Below are 18,327 nucleotides of genomic sequence, written 5' to 3'. Positions count from 1 at the left end.
AGGAACATCATGAACAGAATACTGGCTGGTATCATCTTTTTTCTTTTTATATCTACTGGATATATCTCATTCCTCGTGCATGAAAGACAACAAGAGTTACAGAAGCTAACTCACTACACCGATTCCTGGTCTGCTGCACAGCTGGTATCTCAATATTATCGATTTGAATCATTGTTAGCTCTTTACACTATCGATGATACGATGAATCTCGATAATGTACGCATGCGTCTCGACATTATGCTCAGCCAGAGTGATTTGATCAAAGAGGGTGATTTGGGGCGCTACATTGAAAGCAATATAGCGCACCGTCAACTGGCGGTAAAACTTGAAAACACCCTGAATTTTCTGGATGTTAATCTGGAAAAAATGAACCGTTCAGCACTCCAGGACTATCTAAAAAAAATGCATACTCTGGATGCGCCACTTGGTCGTCTTTCGTCCGGCGCGTTAAACAAGGATGTTAACTCGATCAATAACGCCAACCAGAAAATTCAAACACTGTACTACATATATTCAGCAACCTCTGTGCTACTGATAATACTGAGTGCGATTCTGGGCGTGCTCATTTTCTATCAAAACAGAAATATCCTACGTGCACACCTTCAGGTTAAGAGTCTTGCCGAAGAACTGCAGATATCTAAAGAAAAGCTACAAATCCAGAATGCTAAACTGGAATATGACGTCTACCATGACTCTCTTACCGAGATGAATAATCGCCAGCTATTCTGGGGTGATTTAAATAAAACAATCGAGATGGCAGAAAAAAATAACGACTCTGTGATTGTGATGTTGTTTGATTTAGATCGCTTCAAGGAGGTAAATGATACCTATGGTCATGATGCCGGTGACATTTTACTACGTCAGATATCAAACCGTCTGACTTCGATAAGCCTGACTTCGGATACACTGTATCGATTAGGTGGAGATGAGTTTGCGTTTCTCTCAAGCGGTTTGACAGAAAGTCGCGCAGTTTCACGAGCTCAGAAAATATGTGAATATATCAGCCAACCCTATACTATTTACAACACAATTATCAATATAACTACCTGCGTTGGTATTGTTATCTCAGATACTGAACGTCGCCCCGACTATCTTTATAAATTTGCCGATCTGGCGCTTTATGAAGCCAAAAACGACGGTTCTGGCAAGATAAAGGTCTTCCGGCAACGAATGTTAGAAAAGCTGCAAGAAAGCAGAACACTTGAGCATGATATGGCCCTGGCAATTGTGAACAAAGAATTCGTGGTTTATTATCAGCCTATTGTCGACTCTTTCAGCCAGAAAATTTACAGTTACGAAGCACTTATTAGATGGCTCCATCCTCTTAAGGGCCTCCTGTCACCGGATAGCTTCATTCCCGTTGCTGAAAAAACAGGAATGATTAATGAGATGGGGAAAGCCGTGCTCGAAATTGCTTGCCGGGAGGCAGCTTGTTGGGCAATTCCGGTTAAAATTTCAGTCAATGTCTCTCCCGTTCAGCTAAGCAGCAAAACCTTTGCCGGTATCGTGCTGTCCATTCTGAAAGAAACAGGACTACCACCTGATCGTCTTGAACTGGAGGTGACAGAATCCTCTATCTTTACTGAGAGTACAACGCCGATGAATACCCTGAATAAACTCAGAGCCCTTGGCGTAAAAATCTCCATCGACGATTTTGGTACCGGATACTCTTCTCTTTCGCGACTGAGCAGGCTTGCCTTCGATAAAATCAAAATAGACAAGTCCTTTGTGCATTCGATATCTACACAGGAAGATGCCCTTAATATCATCAAACTGATCACTGGCATGGCGAAGTCCCTTAATATGAAGGCTGTCGCAGAAGGTGTTGAAACGCAGGAACAACTGGAAAGACTGCAGGCTCTCGGCTGCGATTTCGCACAAGGATATCTGTTTGGTAAACCTCAACCTTGTATTGATAAGGAAATCAGACATGGTTAAATCACAAACGCCTCCCCAGCTCTGAATGGTCTGGCCTTGGGAAAAAGGATGTTAATTAAGCTTTAGTCACTGACTGACATCCTGCAGTCGCCGTTAAAAATTAATGTACCCTGTTTTAAAACAGGGTACATCTGTGAAATTGAAAAAGAATTAATTTTTCATTTCATGGTTTTTATTCATATTATCTTTTTTCATATTGTCCATTTTTCCCATACTGTCTTTGGTCATTGGTTTTTTGCTCATAGTGTCTTTGCACATATTGTCTTTACACATGTTGTCATGTGTCTTTGACATTGTGTCTTTAGCCATACCGTCTTTGCCCATCGAATCGGCGGCCTGTACGTTTGCCATAAACAGAGCGGAAAATACGGTTGCGGCGATGATCATCTTTTTCATGGTAGTTCCTCGTTGTGTTGTAGTATTAACTGCCACCAAACCAGTTGTAACCCTGATCTTCCCAATAACCGCCCGGGAAACGATTCGTGATTTCAATGACCTGGATATGTTTGGGATTCTTGTACCCCAGCTTGGTAGGGATACGTAGCTTTATGGGGTAGCCATATTCTGCCGGGAGGATCTGGTTATCCCACGTCAATGCCATCAGCGTCTGAGGGTGTAACGCCGTGGCCATGTCTATGCTGGTGTAGTAGTCATCTGCACAGCGAAAGCTGACGTACTTCGCGCGCAAATCGGCACCAACGAGCGTCAAAAAGTGGCGAAACGGCACACCACCCCATTTTCCAATTGCACTCCATCCCTCAACGCAAATGTGACGGGTAATCTGACTTGTCTGCTGCATGTTGTGCAGCTCCGTCAGCGTCCAGTTGCGGTTGTCACGCACCAGCCCGCGAATTTCAAGGCGATAGTCCCGGCCATCCACCTGCGGAATATCTTCTGGCCCGTAAAAAGCATTAAATGGAAAAGGACGCGTGATCTCTGCGGATGTATATTCAGGCGCAAGCGCACGGTCGCTGAATAAAAACCCCTGCACCCGATCGTTAAAACGTGACATACGTGAGAGCACATTTTCCACATCCGTGTTATCGCTGATATCGCAACCGGTAAGCATCATGATGCCGCCGAGCGTCAGTCCCTGGCGCAGTAAACGACGGCGGTCCGGGCTGAGTAATTTTTCCGCTTCTTTGACCAGGTAATGCGTGTCAGTGTCGGAGAGAAATCGGGATTTTTTCATGATGTATTTCCTTAGCGCCCCCGTAACATTGCCAGCAACGTGCGCGGAACCAGCAGGACCATTAGCAGATGAATGACAATAAACAGCGCAAGTGCGCTCATGGCGAAGAAATGGACATACCGCGCAGAATCATATCCACCGAATAAGGTCCGTAAAAACGGGAACTGTACGGATTTCCACAGTACCAGACCGGATAAAACCAGCACGATGCCATCGAGAAGAATGAACAGATAGGCTATTTTTTGCACCATATTGTAGTGGCGCAGATCGGCGTGCTGGAGTTTCCCTCGCAGCGCCTGCAAGAGATCGTCCTTCAACTGTCGATATGACAACGGAAAAAACTTTTGCCGAAAACGGCCACTGGCTATGCCTAGCGAGAGATAAATTGCGCCATTTAAGGCCAGTACCCACATCATGGCAAAGTGCCACTGGAGTGCGCCCCCCAGCCAGCCACCGAGGGTTATTTGTGCAGGAAACTCAAATGAAAATAGCGGTGCGGCGTTGTAGATGCGCCAACCGCTAAACAACATGCCCGCGATAGCAACGACATTTACCCAATGGCAACAGCGCAGCCAAAGCGGGTGTACCGTTTCTGAAGTTGATGGTCGCATGATGCGCTCTCCATGAATGACATGAGCGCATCATGGCAGCATTGTGATCACCACATCCTCACGGAAGTTTAAATAAAATGTGATAACTTCCCGTATTCGCCAACAGTAAGCTAATTAACCATTAAACGAAGCGCTAATTCATTCGGATAAGGATCAAAATAGTTCTGGCCAAGCAGGTAGCTGTCCGGGTATTCAGCCAGGTAGTGCTTGAGTAGCGTGAGTGGAGCCAGGATTGGCAAAAGTCCACTGCTGTAGTTGAGGATGACGTCACGTAACTCTCCGCGCTGGCGAGCGCTCAATTGCTCACGGAAGTAACCCTGAATATGCATCAGCACGTTGGTGTGATTCTTCCGCGATGCGGGCTTTTTAAGAATAGCCATAAGCTTTTCACGATAGGCCACGAAAAAAGCATCCAAATCATCCCACTGGTGAAGCGAGGCAACAAAGGGGCCAATTTCCCGATAACCCGCCTGGTTATGAGCCAGCAGCTGGAGCTTATAGCGACTATGAAAGTGTATTAATCCGTGGCGAGTAAGGCCATTGGCTCGCAACTTATTTAGCTCATGTAACGCGAACACTCGCGCGACAAAATTTTCCCTCAGCACCGGATCGTGCAAGCGGCCATCTTCTTCGACCGGCAACCACGGGTAGGTTTCCATTAATGCACCAGTAAATAAACCCGTCCCCTCTTTTCGCCCACGATTTCCCTTTTCGTCATACAGCCTTACTCTTTCCATCCCGCAGCTCGGTGATTTAGCACAAACGATAAAACCCGCCAGACTACCAAGTCCCTGTAGATATGAGGCGGTGAATTCGGACATTTTATCTGTTACATCTTCACCCGGCGCATGGCTAAAACACATGCGAATATCCCCTTGGGAAGTCTGAACCAGACGCAACGCGGGACGTGGTACAGGCAAACCGATGGACATCTCCGGACAGACAGGTTTATAAGTCACCCACTTAGCCAGATCGTCCATCACAAACCCCATCCGCTTATGCCCACCATCGAATCGCACGGCTGAGCCGGTCAAACATCCACTAATCCCGATAACAGGTTGAGTATGCATAACGATCCCCTCTTTTGTTTGCGCCCCTTTTCGGGAAGGATTCGTGTGACTGTTCCATTAAGTAAAGCATATTTAAACGACATACTTTCGTGAGCTTTAATTTTTAATGTTCGGATACATTAATCATAAATAACGAATATTTGCAGTGAAAGTTGGTAATTTCCCTGAACAGTTCTATAGTCGGGACTGCTTCTCATTACAGGGTTCACTAATGCGATTTAACGGACTGACTAAAGGTTTCTTCATTTTCATCCTTGCCCTCGTTACCTGGGCGTTTTTCGATGTATTGTCCCCCTACTTTTCTGCTATTTTGTGGGCTGCCATCCTGACCACAATATTCAACCCGGTGAAAAACAGGCTGCGCAGTGCCCTTGGCGAACGCAACGGGCTGGCATCACTGCTCACCATCGGCATTATCTGTCTGATTGTCTTTATCCCACTGATGGTGATCCTCTCCTCATTGGCGATTGAGTTGAACGTGGTGTATACCAAATTACAACAAAACGACACACAGTTCCCGGAAGTGGTCACCTCCATTATTTCGCATCTTCCTGACTGGGCCAGAGGATTCCTCGCCGAACATAATCTGGACAACGTTGCACAGCTCCAGAAAAAACTGTCGGACGTTGCGCTGCAGGGTGGCCAGTACCTGGCAGGTAGCGCGTTCCTGATTGGTAAAGGGACATTCGGCTTTGCTATTAGCTTTGGCATCATGCTGTATCTGCTGTTTTTCTTACTAAAGGACGGACCTTATCTGGTACGCCAGATTCTGGACTCATTACCGCTTTCTGATTTTGCCAAACAGCACCTGTTCGCTAAGTTCGTTGGCGTGACACGGGCTACGGTTAAGGGCACGGCGGTAGTCGCGTTGGTTCAGGGGATTCTTGGCGGCATCGCGTTTGCTGTTGTTGATATCGACGGCAGCGTACTGTGGGGCGCGCTAATGGCGTTTCTCTCCCTCGTGCCCGCTGTCGGCTCAGCGATCGTCTGGGTACCTGCGGCAATATTCCTTTTCGCCACGCATCAGATATGGCAAGGGCTGTTCATCGTCGGCTTCTTCGTGATTATCGTCGGGCTGGTGGACAATATCCTGCGCCCGCTGCTGGTCGGTAAAGACACCAAAATGCCTGATTACCTGATCCTGATAAGCACCCTCGGCGGAATGGAGATCTACGGTATCAACGGCTTTGTAATTGGCCCGCTAATTGCCGCGCTGTTCATTACCTGCTGGAATCTGTTTTCCGGACGTGACCATGAAGGTAACGTGGAAGGAATCGACGAAGCTTTTATGGAAGAAGGAAAAAATCCTCCAGATCTGTGATGGCTGGACGATAACAAAAGGCGGTCTCAGGGCCGCCTTTTGTTTTCACGCAAAATCATACGTTTCCTATAATTTCAATCATGCTTATTCATTAATCGTCGCAAAAGGAACTCATCAGTGCGAATAGCCACAATTACCAACTGGGCCTATAGCGCGACGGTATGTCTGACCATCGCCTCCGGCATTGTCATGCTGATGGCCTCCAGCGCCGATAATACCGAACGCCAGGTGGTGGAGCAGCGTTATCAATTCGATCAACTGACCGAAGAAGTGGAGCTTGACGCCTGGTCTCTATCAGATCTGGCACGCGAATATGTTATTGCAAAAGATTCAGAAGCACTTAACACCTACCGCCAGAAAGAAGCGTCGCTAAAAGCGGTTGAACAGCGATTGTCGAAGCTAAAAGACCTTGGGGCAACGGATGAAGAGCTGGCGCTATTGCATGAAGGGCTGCAGATTGTGGATGCCCTGCAGGATGAGCAGGCCACGGCGCTTGCCAGCGTCGCGCGTGGAGAAGAGTCGCAGGCCATCGCCCTGCTGTACGGGAAAGCCTATGAACAGGAACTGGAGCGAGCTCAGGATCGCATAGACCATTTCCGCCAGTTGCTCGACAACCGCGTGCGTAATGCCATTGAAGATGCAACCCAAACATCGCGTAAGCTGCGTACGGCCTCTGAAGTGATGGTTGGGCTTACGGCTCTGCTATTTTTGTTCGTCCTCGGCTTTATTTTAAAACGCCGTGTACTGCGTCCCGTCGTGCGTTTGAGCGATGTGGTCAACCGTTTGGCATCGCAGGATTACGCCGTTGAGACACCAAGCTTTAACCAGATTGATGAAATCGGCGATATGGCGCAGGCGATCCGCATTTTTCGCGAAAACGGCCTGGTACGGCAACAGCTGGAGCAAGAACGAGACGCTGACTGGGCAATTCGCGAACTGTTGGCGCGTATGACACAACGCTTACAGGGCTGCGAGAGTTTTGCTGATGTCATCAATGTGGCTGAGCTGTTTGCACCGAATATTGCCCCAGGTATTGCTGGACGACTTTACATTCTTGACCGGGAGCCCTGGCAGGTGCGCTGCGTTGCACAATGGCTCTCACCGCAGGGCAAAACAGATGCTTTCCATCCGGACGAGTGCTGGGCAGTGCGCCGCGGTCAGAGCCATCCGCCGGTGCAAGGCGAACCCGATATCGCCTGCTACCATCTGCCGGAATCATGCCAGCAACATACTCTGTGCGTGCCACTGATTGCCCAGGGTGAAGCCATTGGCCTGCTTTCATTCCAGAATCTCAGCAATGAGTCAGCTCCTTCGCGTGCGTATCTGGAGCTGATGGCGGAAGCACTCGGTTTGGCCTTAGCCAACCAGCGCCTGCGCGATGCGCTGCTTGAGAAAGCGCTCTACGATCCGCTAACCGGTCTGCGCAACCGTCATCATCTGGAAGATTCCTTACGCACTCAGATGAGCCAGGCCGTACGCAACCAGGAGCCGATCAGTTGCCTGATGATCGATATCGACCATTTTAAAAATATTAACGATCGCTTTGGTCATGAGGCAGGAGATAGCGTGATAAAAAGTATCGCCACGACTATTCAGCGCGTGGTCCACGACAGCGGCATGGCTTTCCGCTATGGCGGTGAGGAATTTCTGGTGCTGCTGGCCAATACGGATGAGCAGGCCGCCAACCGCTTTGCGACGGATATTTATAACGGTGTACGGGAACTGTCGCTGCGCTTTGGCGTCTCTGAAATTGGTCACGTCGATGTCTCTATTGGCGTAGCCAGCTATCCTCAGCACGCCCAGAGCGACAACCTGCTGCGTGCTGCAGACGTGGCCTTGTATCGCGCTAAAGAGCTGGGACGTTCGCGCATCGTGAGCTTTGGCATGCTGGAAGCGAGCTGAACATGGCTTTACCTCGATGCCAGGCGGTGATATGTTATTTCAATGAACACAAAACACGATATCACCGCTTTTAATCACAACCTGTGGTGGCTGCCTTCTTAAAGGCGGTCAGAATGTGTTTTCCCCATTTTAGATAACCGCCGAAAGGCGGTTATTTGCATTTGAAGACCCCTTTCGGTTTTATGACTAAGGAGTCTTATATGAACAACAAAACCATTATCCTCACTGGCGATCGACCTACCGGCCCGTTGCACCTCGGTCATTATGTTGGCTCGCTGCGTCAGCGCGCCATGCTGCAACACGATTATCAGCAGTTTGTATTAGTTGCTGACCTCCAAGGGCTGACCGATAACGGCAGCACACCGCAAAAGATCCGCGACAATATTCCCGAAGTGCTGGCCGATTATCTTGCTGCAGGAATAGATCCTTCACTGACCACTATTTGTTTGCAATCGGCCCTGCCTGCCCTTGCGGAGCTGACCGCGCTATATATGAACATCGTCACCGTGGCTCGCGTGGAGCGTAATCCTACGGTCAAAAACGAAATTGCGCAGAAAGGGTTTGCCCGCTCGTTACCGGTTGGTTTTCTGGTTTATCCCATCAGCCAGGCGGCAGATATTACAGCCTTCAAAGCCGAAGTGGTTCCCGTTGGCGACGATCAGTTGCCAATGATTGAACAGACCAATGAAATCGTGCATAAAATGAATAGTCTGTTACCTGCCCCCGTCTTGTCGCATTGTAAAGCGCTGCTGAGTGAAACCAGCCGTCTTCCGGGGATCGACGGTAATGCCAAAATGTCAAAATCGCTTGGCAATACATTACTCTTGTCCGCCAGCGAAGAGGCCATTCATCATGCGGTCAGCGCGATGTACACCGATCCCAATCATCTAAAAGTGTCCGATCCAGGGCAGATTGACGGCAATATGGTATTCACTTACCTCGATGCTTTTCATGCGGATAAAGCAAAAGTCGCGGAGATGAAAGCGCATTATCAGCGCGGCGGGCTGGGCGACCGTGCATGCAAAAACGAGCTGGAGATGTGCTTGCAAGAGCTTATTGCCCCGATGCGCGAGCGGCGCGCAACTTACATCCAGGATAAAGGCATGCTGATGGCGATGCTCAAAAAAGGCAGCGAACAGGCGCATGAAGTCACACAGCAGACATTAAGAGAAGTGAAGCTAGGGCTGGGTTTGCCGGTGTTCTGAACTCGACCTGTTACAGTTGGCTCAATAAATAAAGACAGCTCCCGACGAGTTACCTTCGCCGGGAGTTTTCAGAATCTTATCCACGTTTTATCAGCAAAATTCAGAGTGAAGATTAATCGCCCTTAACCCGTTGAAAAATCCTTTCCCTTCCTCTCAACTTAGTCATTTTATTAATCTGGCAGTTGCTACCATAATAACAAGTCACGAAGCGAAGCCTGTAACCCGCAGGCAATATGAGTAATGCAACCATATTTGAGGATTCCGGTATGACCACCTTTCATCAACTCACTGCCACCAGTCTCAATGGCCAACCCATCTCGATGGCCGATTACGCTGGCAAACTGGTGCTGGTGGTGAATACCGCCAGCCATTGTGGCTTCACGCCACAATATGCAGGCCTCGAAGCACTCTACAAGAAGTACGCCGCGCAGGGTCTGGTGGTGCTGGGTTTCCCCTGCAACCAGTTTGGTAAGCAGGAACCTGGTGGAGCCGATGAAATCGCTCAAACCTGTCACATCAACTACGGTGTGAGCTTCCCAATGTTTGAGAAAGTGGACGTCAACGGCGCTTCTACACATCCGGTGTTTCGTTTCCTTAAAGACGAATTACCCGGCATGCTGGGTGGGCGGATCAAGTGGAACTTCACTAAGTTCCTGATCGGGCGTGACGGCAAGCCGCTTAAACGTTTTGCCCCCTTCACGACCCCAGAGAAAATAGAAGCCACGATCCTTGCAGCGCTAAAAGACTGAGCGCTCAAGTCATTCAAAACCGTTCACATTATGCACCTGCTTGCTGCCTGAATAAAAAACACGCTGCAAAATCAACAAAATATAGTCAACTTGCTTAATTACTCTGCAATCGCGTGAGATCAGGAAGAAAAATGCTATTTCCCTCTTGCCTCATTCGGTCTGTGCCGCTAATATTCGTCCCCGTTGTCACCTACAACGTTGCGTTCATAGCTCAGTTGGTTAGAGCACCACCTTGACATGGTGGGGGTCGTTGGTTCGAGTCCAATTGAACGCACCATCTTGCGTCCGTAGCTCAGTTGGTTAGAGCACCACCTTGACATGGTGGGGGTCGGTGGTTCGAGTCCACTCGGACGCACCAAATTATCTCAATGATTTGGTGCTGCTTCCCATAGTTATTCCTCAATAAACCTTCTGTTTTTATCCTTCAGTTCAATTAATTGTCCGCATAATGCTGTTAATAAACGATGCGCTAAAACCTACTAAACGCCGTGTTCAGCGCGTATCATTCATCTTCTAAGCAAAACCTTTTGCGTTTGAGATCGAATACTATGCCCTCTTCCATGGTAGCAATGCTGTGCCACAATCCCTTTTCCCCCTCCTTCTCAATGCTGCCGCCCAAAGCAGGCCGCGTGCCGGTTAGCGTATCGAGCAGCGTACTCTTCCCCAGACCATTACGCCCCAGCCAGAACACGATATTGGGTAATGTCTCTTCAGTATCAGCCTGATACTGAATCAGGCTCACCAGCGCGGCAAAAAAGCCGCTCAAGATAATACCCGACAGGATCAGCACCAGCGTATTCTCCAGCCCCTGCAACGCAGCAATGGCATACACCAGGATCAGCGCCGTCAGACCGAAGAAAAACGTTGAGCCCATCATCAACCACGGCGACAGGCCGAGCAGAATAGCCAACGTTCCGCCAAAAGCAGCCCCCGATGTCACACCGATAATATGCGGGTCGACCAGCGGATTATGAAATACCCCTTGCAGCGTCGCGCCGCATAAACCCAGCGCGCCACCTGCCAGCAACGCCATCACAATACGCGGCAGCCTGACCGTCTAGATAACCTGACCGGCAATCCCTTCAGCGCCGCTAAAGTGCGTCAGATGATAAAATACCTCACGTAACGACAGCGGATACTGCCCAAGACACAGCGAACTGGTGCCCAGCAACAGGACCACCGCGATTAAGAGCAGTTGCTGGGGTGGAATGCGCTTACTTAGCGGCATCTGAATGCCAATTCACGCGATAAAAGCGCTGATAGTAGTCTTGCGCCTGCGCATCGATATCCACGTCTTTATAGGCATCCGGATACAGTTTTTTGGCCATCCACAGCTCCCCTATCGCCAGCGCTTCCGGCATCGGATAGCCCCAGGCTTTGGCGTATTCAGGCATCAGCCAGACGCGATGATTTTTCACCGCATCAATCCCCTGCCAATTGGGATCGTTTTGGATCTCAGCCACAACCTGCGGGTAGCGATCCTGGACAAAAATCACCTGCGGATTCCAGGCTAATACTTGCTCCAGCGCAACCTGACGTGCGCCTTTCACACTGGCAGCCGCCACGTTCAATCCTCCCGCATGCTGCATCATCAGTCCCGTATACTTCCCGGAGCCGTACGTCATCAGGTCGGGGTTAGCCATATAAATACGGACTTTTTGCGCATCCGGGATGTTTGAGACTGGTGCGTTGAATTTTGTCCGCGCCGCAAAAACGTAATCAATTAAGGTTTCGGCCTGCGGTTTACGCCCTACGACGTCCGCAATCAGGCGAATACCCTGTTTTAGCGCGCAAACTCAGGTCCAAGCTGCTTTTTCCAGCTCGACATCACGCCAACAATGTCCTGCTGCGCATTGAGCTGGACCAGAATATTCAGCGTCTGGTGTTGCAGCACGACCACTTTATCGACGCGATCAGGAATGGTCACCTGACGACCAAGCTGGTCGGTGATCGTCCGGTCGGCCTGGGCAGCAAACGCGAACAACATGCTGGCACATACCAGCGCAAAAGAACGGAGACTTAACATGGGATACCATCTGAAGAGAGGAGTAAAAATCGCTATGTATTAAATTACATAACGAATAAACTGGCAACCCATTCCCGAAAATTACTGCAATGCACACGAAGTGGATCAATTTATGCGAACGAAGGAAAACCGACGGCAAGAGCTACTGTCGGCTTTCATTAATAGTGTGCGGCGCTACTATTTGGTGGCCACTTTGATGATATCAAGCGCTCTGGCGAACTGATCCTGCGGGATCGTCAGTGGATAAAGGAAACGAATAACGTTGCCATACTGCCCACAGGTTAGCAGCAGCAATCCTTGCTCAAGGGCTTTCTTCTGCACGCGTTGTGCCACGGCCGCACTGGGTTCCCCCGTCGCAGCATCACAGAATTCAGCGGCAATCATCGAGCCTAAGCCACGCACTTCAGCCAGTTCAGGACACTCTGCTTGCGCATCTGTCAGAGTGGCACGCAGTTGTTCTCCGAGAGCCGCCGCACGCTGGCACAGCTTTTCATCACGAATGATATCCAGCACCGCATGGGCCGCTGCAATCGACAGCGGGTTCCCGGCGTAAGTACCGCCTAAACCACCCGGCGCAGGCGCATCCATAATGTCTGCTTTACCCACTACCCCTGACAGTGGCATCCCGCCAGCCAGGCTCTTCGCCATGGTCATCAGGTCCGCTTTATCGGCGTAATGATCCATTGCAAACAGCTCGCCGGTACGGGCAAATCCGCTTTGCACCTCATCAGCGATCATCACGATGCCATGCTCATCGCAAATACGGCGGATGGCAGCCACAAACTCCGCCGGTGCCACTACGAAGCCCCCTTCGCCCTGGACAGGTTCAAAAATAATCGCCGCCACCTGGGTTGGATCGATATCAGCTTTGAACAGGCGCTCAATCGCTTTGATGGAATCCGCTGTGGAAATCCCCTGCAACGCAGAAGGATACGGCGCATGGTATACAGAGCCCGGGAACGGACCGAAACCTTTTTTATACGGCGCCACTTTGCCTGTTAACGCCATCGTCATGTAAGTACGCCCATGAAAACCCCCACCAAACGCGATAACACCTGGACGGCCGGTATACGCGCGGGCAATTTTTACTGCGTTTTCCACCGCTTCAGCCCCGGTGGTGAAGAAGGTGGTTTTACGCTTGCCGTCGATAGGTGCGACGGCGTTGATTTTCTCAGCCAAGGACACATAGCTTTCGTATGGGACGATTTGATAAGCCGTATGAGTAAAAGCCTGAAGCTGTGCTTCAACAGCTTGCACCAGACGAGGATGACGGTGTCCGGTGTTCAGCACGGCAATCCCGGCAGCAAAATCAATGTACTGATTGCCCTCGATATCCGTAATGGTGCTGTTTTCTGCCGACTGGGCATAAAAATCACACATCACGCCCACCCCACGCGGGGTGGCATCCAGACGACGTTGTTGCAGGTTTTTATTGTTCATTCTCACACCTTGTCATAAACATATTTGGGTTGAATTACGCTTTAAATTTAGACGCCGTCTGGTACTTTAATCGAGAGCCAAATCGTTTTATTTTAAGGATCCAAATGCGTTCACTTGCCGGAGATGTGATCAAGCAGGCATTTAGCCAACAGACGGATGAAAAACTGCATCGTCGCCTGTATGCCGCCATCTGCAGTTGCATCCTCGAAGGTAGCCTGAAACCGGCTACCCGAATGCCGCCGTCGCGCGACCTGGCAGGCGAATTGACGCTATCGCGCAATACCGTCCTGCGGGTTTACGAGCAATTGCAAGCCGAAGGGTATATCTCCGCGCGCACCAGCAGCGGAACATTTGTCACCGACAGCGTGCTGGACAATCTGGACCTGCATCCCAACAAAGCGCCTGGTGCTGCTCCGGAAGAGAGCCCCCGGTTATCTGACCGCTGCCTTGAGCTGTTAGGTCATGCCAGCGCCAGTCCCCGTCAGTGGGGTGCTTTCATTCCAGGCGTACCTGATGTAGCGCATTTCCCTCACCGGGTGCTCAAAAAAATTCAGGATCGGCTGGCGAGACGGTTGCGCCCGGAGCTTCTTACTTACGATGCCGCCGGCGGTGTGAATGAGCTGAAAGAAGCCCTGGCAGACTATCTGCGCACCGCCCGCGGCGTGCGGTGTTCACCGGAGCAGATTCTGATTACTGAAGGTATTCACCAGGCGCTGGATCTGGTGACTCGTACTTTATGCAACCCGGGTGATAACGCCTGGATTGAGGAGCCTGGCTACTGGGGAATCAAGAATATTCTGCGCATCAATGCGGTTAATTTTTCGGCGATTCCGGTAGATGAACAAGGTATGGTTCCGCCGGAAGCTGGCGAATCCGCGCCAAAGCTTATTTTTGTGACACCGTCACATCAATATCCGCTCGGATCGGTTATGAGTCTCAGTCGCCGTCGACAACTGCTCTTTCGCGCCCGTGAAACACAAAGCTGGATAATAGAAGATGACTACGACAGCGAGTTTCGTTTTTCCGGCCAGCCTATTCCATCATTGCAGGGACTGGAGGAAGAGACGCCAGTGATCTACATCGGAACATTCAGTAAGACACTCTATCCCGCGCTACGGCTCGGGTATGTGGTGTTACCCAAACAGTTAGCCACGCCGCTAAAGAAGGTCCATAACGACCTCTATCGTGGCGGGCATTTGCTGATTCAGGCCGCGCTGGCGGAGTTTATCCGCGAGGGTTACTACGCCGCGCACATTCGAAAAATGCGCCAGCTGTACAGCCGTCGGCGTCAAATGCTGGTTGAGCTTATCAACCGCCAGCTTGGTGAGCATTATCTAGGCTCTTTCAGCAGCAACGCCGGGCTGCACATGATTTTACAATTACCCGCCGGGAGCGATGATGTTTTGATTGCCCAACAGGCAAATGCGCAAGGGCTACTGGTGCGCCCGCTGTCACGCTACTATGTGGATGAAGACAAACGTAGCGGCTTGCTGCTGGGATTTGCCAGCATTGAAGAACATGAAATGGCGGCGGCGTTTACCCGACTGGTAGGTATTATCAGAGTAAACGCCGTCTAAGTGCCTTATCCGCCCGACAAATTACAATCATCCGGCATGCTGTTTAATGTGATGCTTTTTTCACACCAGCCAGATCCTGCTGGCTTACTTCACTATTCCCTTCTCCCCAACTTTTACGCACGTAATTAATCACATCGCGCATTTCGTTGTCACTTAACACGCCCCCGTAGGCTGGCATCTTAAAGGAGACACTGCCACGCGTAGTCGGTGTTTCTGCACCATGGGCAATCACTCTGAACAGCGGCGTTGGGTCATCAACCATCACCAACGGGTTATTGATCAACGAAGGCGCATTATCATCCGTACCTTTCCCTTCGAGGCCATGACAGGTGGAGCAGTAACGGTTATAGATTACTTTGCCCGCCTCGGGCGAGTTCGACCACGACGCCGTGGTTGCCGCCGCGCGCACCGTTTCGGGCTTCGTGCTTTTCAGGCTCAGCAGATATTGCGCGATCGCCGTGGCATCTTCGTCGGTCAGATACTGTGTACTTTGCGTAACAACTTCAGCCATCGAACCAGAAACCGCGGCATGTTTGCTTTTACCGGTCAGTAACAGCGATTTTAACGCCTGCTCAGACATTCCGCTGCCCCGCAGCGATGGCGCATACCAGCCGTCGATCATCGCGCCGCTCAGATACTCGGCATCAGCATTGGTATAGGCTTTTTCGTTCATCGCCATGCCTCTTGGGGTATGGCACGAGCCGCAGTGTCCCGGACCTTCCACCAGATAAGCGCCCCGTTTTACCAAGGCAGCATTGCCCTCTGATTTCGCGCTCTCTACAGCCGTCGCGGGCGCATCGGTAAACAGCCAGTTCCAGATATGCAGCGGCCAGCGGGCGGAGAGCAGCCACGGGATGGCATTCTCTTTATTGGGTTGTGCCGACGGCGTAACGTCATGCATAAAATAACGATACAGCGCCTGTACATCCTCATCAGACAACTTCGCATAAGAGGGATAAGGCATAGCCGGATAGAGCGGATGACCGTCTTTGGCAATTCCCTGACGTACGGCCTTTTCAAAATCCTCGTATGAATAATTACCAATACCCTGCGTCTTGTCTGGAGTAATATTGGTCGAAAAAATATCGCCCACCGGCGTGGGAAACTTTTTACCCCCCGCCATCGCAACACCACCCTCTGCGGTATGACAAGCCACGCAGTCAGAAATTCGCGCGATATATTCACCACTAGATTCAGCAGCACTTACCGAGGCGGTAAATAAACAGGCGGCAAGAATGGTTACGTTACGCATAAATCACCCCATATCCTTGAGTTCGTTAACCGCACGCCATGCCTGATCGATGGCTGTGTGCGCATAAGCACTCCAGTCAGAATCAGAGTTGGCGATAGCAATGCGGCCCACTGGTTGACGCGCACGCTCGATAATTTCTGGCATTTTATCCATATCATCAAACAACGAGTTGGCGTAATACGCATAACCATGCGCCCAGCGGTTAACAGTGATGGCGGAGATGTCGCGTTGATTATCAAAGCCTGTCGAACCAAACATTTCCTGCAACTGGGCGCGAATCATCTCCTCATGCGCCGCAAATGTGGTCCCCAGCAAATAGGCTCGTCCCAGACGGAACTGCTCTCTGGCGGACAAGTTACTGCCCGGATAGGTAGGCACATAAACCATGTGAATAACCATCGGATCGTCCGGTGAGGCCGGATGTTGATACCCTCCGATGCTAACCGGATAGTCGAGCTTAACCCGGCTGTAAGGTGCCGCCGGAGAATAAAATTCATGTACGCCGAGCTGTTTGAACGCCTGCCAGTTCTTGACTACCACGTTGGTGTACACCAACGGCGCCTTCACGTTTAGTTTGAGATCCGCCTGCTGCTGTTCAGGCATCTCAGGCACCAGATAAGGGATCATCATGTTATAACCCGCCATGATGGTATTTTTGCCGCGCACACGATGCATTTTGCCGTCACGCAGATAGGTCACCACCACGCCATCCTGTACATTAGCCGCATTAATCACCGTGCTGTTCAGGCGCAGGCGCGTGGCGTTTTCCGGCAGATCCAGCTTTTCGTAATGCAGTCTTGTGAGGACAGAATCTTCCATCGTGTTACCCGGAAGCGCATCCGGCAGCATATACCTGACGAGCAGTCGGGCCAGGCCAGCGTTACCGTCCGGGAAATGGTAGACATACGGTTCTTCGAGATCGGCCAGCGATTCTCCGTCCAACGGCGGTAGTCCCAGCGCTTCCATGCCGGGTAATGCGCATGCCCTGGCATCGCTGCAGGAGATACCCTCAATGCCGATGGCAAAGAAGTCGTTGGAACGCTGCTGGAAATAGAGCAGCGCCATTTTGCTCAAACCGACTTTTGTGGCCAAAAATTCACTGTAGCTGTGGGTATCCAGCCATGCCATTTTCTCATCGACCGTCATACCGGGAAGATAGTCGCCTGGATGCACGTGCAGGTCGATCAGCGCTTTTCTGTCGTTCTCACTGAGTGGGAAATCATTGATAAAGTCTTCAATTTTCCGGCCATTTAGTCTGTCCGGCGGAATATCATCTGATACCGCGCGCCCCGGATCGCCGCTGACGATTTTTGTCTCGCCAAAATTCTTTTTATCGAAAAAAACCCCGCGACTGAGCTGCCAGTCGGGGTAGAAGTTTACGTCAAAACTCTCTTTTAACCGCGTGACGCTGACGCCTATGGTTTCCATCAGTTTTTGTACTTCAGGGCTGAAATTATGCGCGGGCGACTGGAATGCTTCGCTGCCGCCATAACCGAGTAATTTTTTGCCCGAGTGAGTGAATTCATTACGTTTGGCGTGCCCGCCAAAATCGTCATGGTTATCGAGGATCAGTACCCGGCTATTTTGCCCGGCAAGTTGTCGCCAGAAACACCCGGCAGCCAGCCCGCTAATCCCGCCCCCCACAATCACCAGATCGTACTCTTCCTCAACGGGCAGAGCGTTTAAATCAAAATGCTTCTGCTCGCGGCCTAGCGCATGCGCCATTTCAAATGATCCTGGATGATTACCCCGCAACCCGGTCAGTGCCGGCGGATAATAACTCCCATCGATAAATGCATTACTCTTTCCTGCCGCCCTGACCCACTCCAGCGGAGTAAGCCCCGCAGCAATAGTCACCGCGACGCCGTTCAGAAAATCACGTCTGGTAATTGCCATTTACTTTTTTCCTTATTGCTACACACTGCCCTAAATACGACCAAATAAGAGATATATCCCTTCATCTTAATAAAGCGATACAGCCGACGACCTCACTGGCTTTAACTCTTCATCCCGTTTTTTAGAATCATAATAATTGATGAACTTC

At 50.5% G+C, this 18,327-nt stretch carries 13 protein-coding genes, 2 tRNA genes and 2 pseudogenes; 8 read left to right on the top strand and 9 right to left on the bottom strand.

The annotated features are described in order from the left end of the window. The first annotated feature begins 9 nt into the window (after nt 1-9). Complete coding sequence (locus On2M_RS14535; RefSeq protein WP_151219072.1) at nt 10-1,938, top strand: GGDEF domain-containing phosphodiesterase; 1,929 nt, start codon at nt 10-12, stop codon at nt 1,936-1,938. Nucleotides 1,939-2,088: 150 nt separating this feature from the next. Here the strand turns inward: On2M_RS14535 and On2M_RS14530 are convergent, their stop codons facing one another. The 4 genes from On2M_RS14530 to On2M_RS14515 form a co-directional block, all read right to left on the bottom strand. Further along, complete coding sequence (locus On2M_RS14530; protein ID WP_151219071.1) at nt 2,089-2,334, bottom strand: pentapeptide MXKDX repeat protein; 246 nt, start codon at nt 2,332-2,334, stop codon at nt 2,089-2,091. A 25-nt stretch (nt 2,335-2,359) separates the two neighbouring features. Then, nucleotides 2,360-3,130, bottom strand: a complete 771-nt coding sequence (locus On2M_RS14525; protein WP_151225404.1) for a molybdopterin-dependent oxidoreductase — start codon at nt 3,128-3,130, stop codon at nt 2,360-2,362. An 11-nt stretch (nt 3,131-3,141) separates the two neighbouring features. Continuing rightward, nucleotides 3,142-3,741, bottom strand: coding sequence for a cytochrome b/b6 domain-containing protein (locus tag On2M_RS14520; RefSeq protein ID WP_151219069.1), 600 nt, complete (start codon nt 3,739-3,741; stop codon nt 3,142-3,144). 110 nt (nt 3,742-3,851) lie between these two features. Beyond that, complete coding sequence (locus On2M_RS14515; RefSeq protein ID WP_151225403.1) at nt 3,852-4,811, bottom strand: DUF523 and DUF1722 domain-containing protein; 960 nt, start codon at nt 4,809-4,811, stop codon at nt 3,852-3,854. A gap of 211 nt (nt 4,812-5,022) precedes the next feature. On the opposite strand from On2M_RS14515, the gene On2M_RS14510 reads away from it, so the two are divergent. The 6 genes from On2M_RS14510 to On2M_RS14485 all read left to right on the top strand — a co-directional run bounded on the left by On2M_RS14510 (nt 5,023) and on the right by On2M_RS14485 (nt 10,346). Then, nucleotides 5,023-6,132: an AI-2E family transporter gene (locus On2M_RS14510; protein ID WP_151219068.1), complete on the top strand. Its 1,110-nt coding sequence runs from the start codon at nt 5,023-5,025 to the stop codon at nt 6,130-6,132. A 117-nt stretch (nt 6,133-6,249) separates the two neighbouring features. Then, nucleotides 6,250-8,034 (top strand): diguanylate cyclase, encoded by a 1,785-nt coding sequence (locus On2M_RS14505; RefSeq protein WP_210905029.1) that lies wholly within the window; start codon nt 6,250-6,252, stop codon nt 8,032-8,034. Between the two features lie 200 nt (nt 8,035-8,234). Further along, complete coding sequence (trpS, locus tag On2M_RS14500) at nt 8,235-9,239, top strand: tryptophan--tRNA ligase (protein WP_187259518.1); 1,005 nt, start codon at nt 8,235-8,237, stop codon at nt 9,237-9,239. 266 nt (nt 9,240-9,505) lie between these two features. Further along, nucleotides 9,506-9,988: a glutathione peroxidase gene (locus On2M_RS14495; RefSeq protein WP_210905028.1), complete on the top strand. Its 483-nt coding sequence runs from the start codon at nt 9,506-9,508 to the stop codon at nt 9,986-9,988. A gap of 200 nt (nt 9,989-10,188) precedes the next feature. Beyond that, nucleotides 10,189-10,265, top strand: a tRNA-Val gene (locus tag On2M_RS14490). Between the two features lie 4 nt (nt 10,266-10,269). Next, nucleotides 10,270-10,346 (top strand) — tRNA-Val (locus tag On2M_RS14485). Nucleotides 10,347-10,667: 321 nt separating this feature from the next. Here the strand turns inward: On2M_RS14485 and On2M_RS14480 are convergent. From On2M_RS14480 to puuE, 3 genes and pseudogenes are all read right to left on the bottom strand, one after another. Beyond that, nucleotides 10,668-11,216 (bottom strand): annotated as a pseudogene (locus tag On2M_RS14480) (iron chelate uptake ABC transporter family permease subunit); the annotation flags it as partial. Then, nucleotides 11,203-11,975: pseudogene (locus tag On2M_RS14475) on the bottom strand (ABC transporter substrate-binding protein). The pseudogenes On2M_RS14475 and On2M_RS14480, both read right to left, overlap by 14 nt. Before the next feature lie 216 nt (nt 11,976-12,191). Continuing rightward, entirely contained in the window at nt 12,192-13,454 is a 1,263-nt protein-coding gene (gene puuE / locus On2M_RS14470; RefSeq protein ID WP_210905027.1) for a 4-aminobutyrate transaminase, read from the bottom strand. A gap of 104 nt (nt 13,455-13,558) precedes the next feature. Here puuE and On2M_RS14465 point away from each other — a divergent pair, with 104 nt between their 5' ends. Then, nucleotides 13,559-15,031, top strand: coding sequence for a PLP-dependent aminotransferase family protein (locus On2M_RS14465; RefSeq protein WP_210905026.1), 1,473 nt, complete (start codon nt 13,559-13,561; stop codon nt 15,029-15,031). A 43-nt stretch (nt 15,032-15,074) separates the two neighbouring features. Here On2M_RS14465 and On2M_RS14460 read toward each other — a convergent pair whose 3' ends face one another. Both On2M_RS14460 and On2M_RS14455 read right to left on the bottom strand, forming a co-directional pair. Then, nucleotides 15,075-16,283, bottom strand: a complete 1,209-nt coding sequence (locus On2M_RS14460) for a cytochrome c (protein WP_210905025.1) — start codon at nt 16,281-16,283, stop codon at nt 15,075-15,077. Nucleotides 16,284-16,286: 3 nt separating this feature from the next. After that, on the bottom strand, nt 16,287-18,179 hold the full coding sequence (locus On2M_RS14455) for an FAD/NAD(P)-binding protein (RefSeq protein WP_151219062.1): 1,893 nt from the start codon (nt 18,177-18,179) through the stop codon (nt 16,287-16,289). Between the last annotated feature and the right edge of the window lie 148 nt (nt 18,180-18,327).

The sequence above is a fragment of the Citrobacter sp. On2M genome (assembly GCF_018035235.1).
In the GTDB taxonomy this organism is placed as follows: domain Bacteria; phylum Pseudomonadota; class Gammaproteobacteria; order Enterobacterales; family Enterobacteriaceae; genus Citrobacter; species Citrobacter meridianamericanus.
The sequence above is the reverse complement of the archived record's forward strand: the minus strand, read 5'-3'. Positions and strand labels throughout refer to the sequence as shown.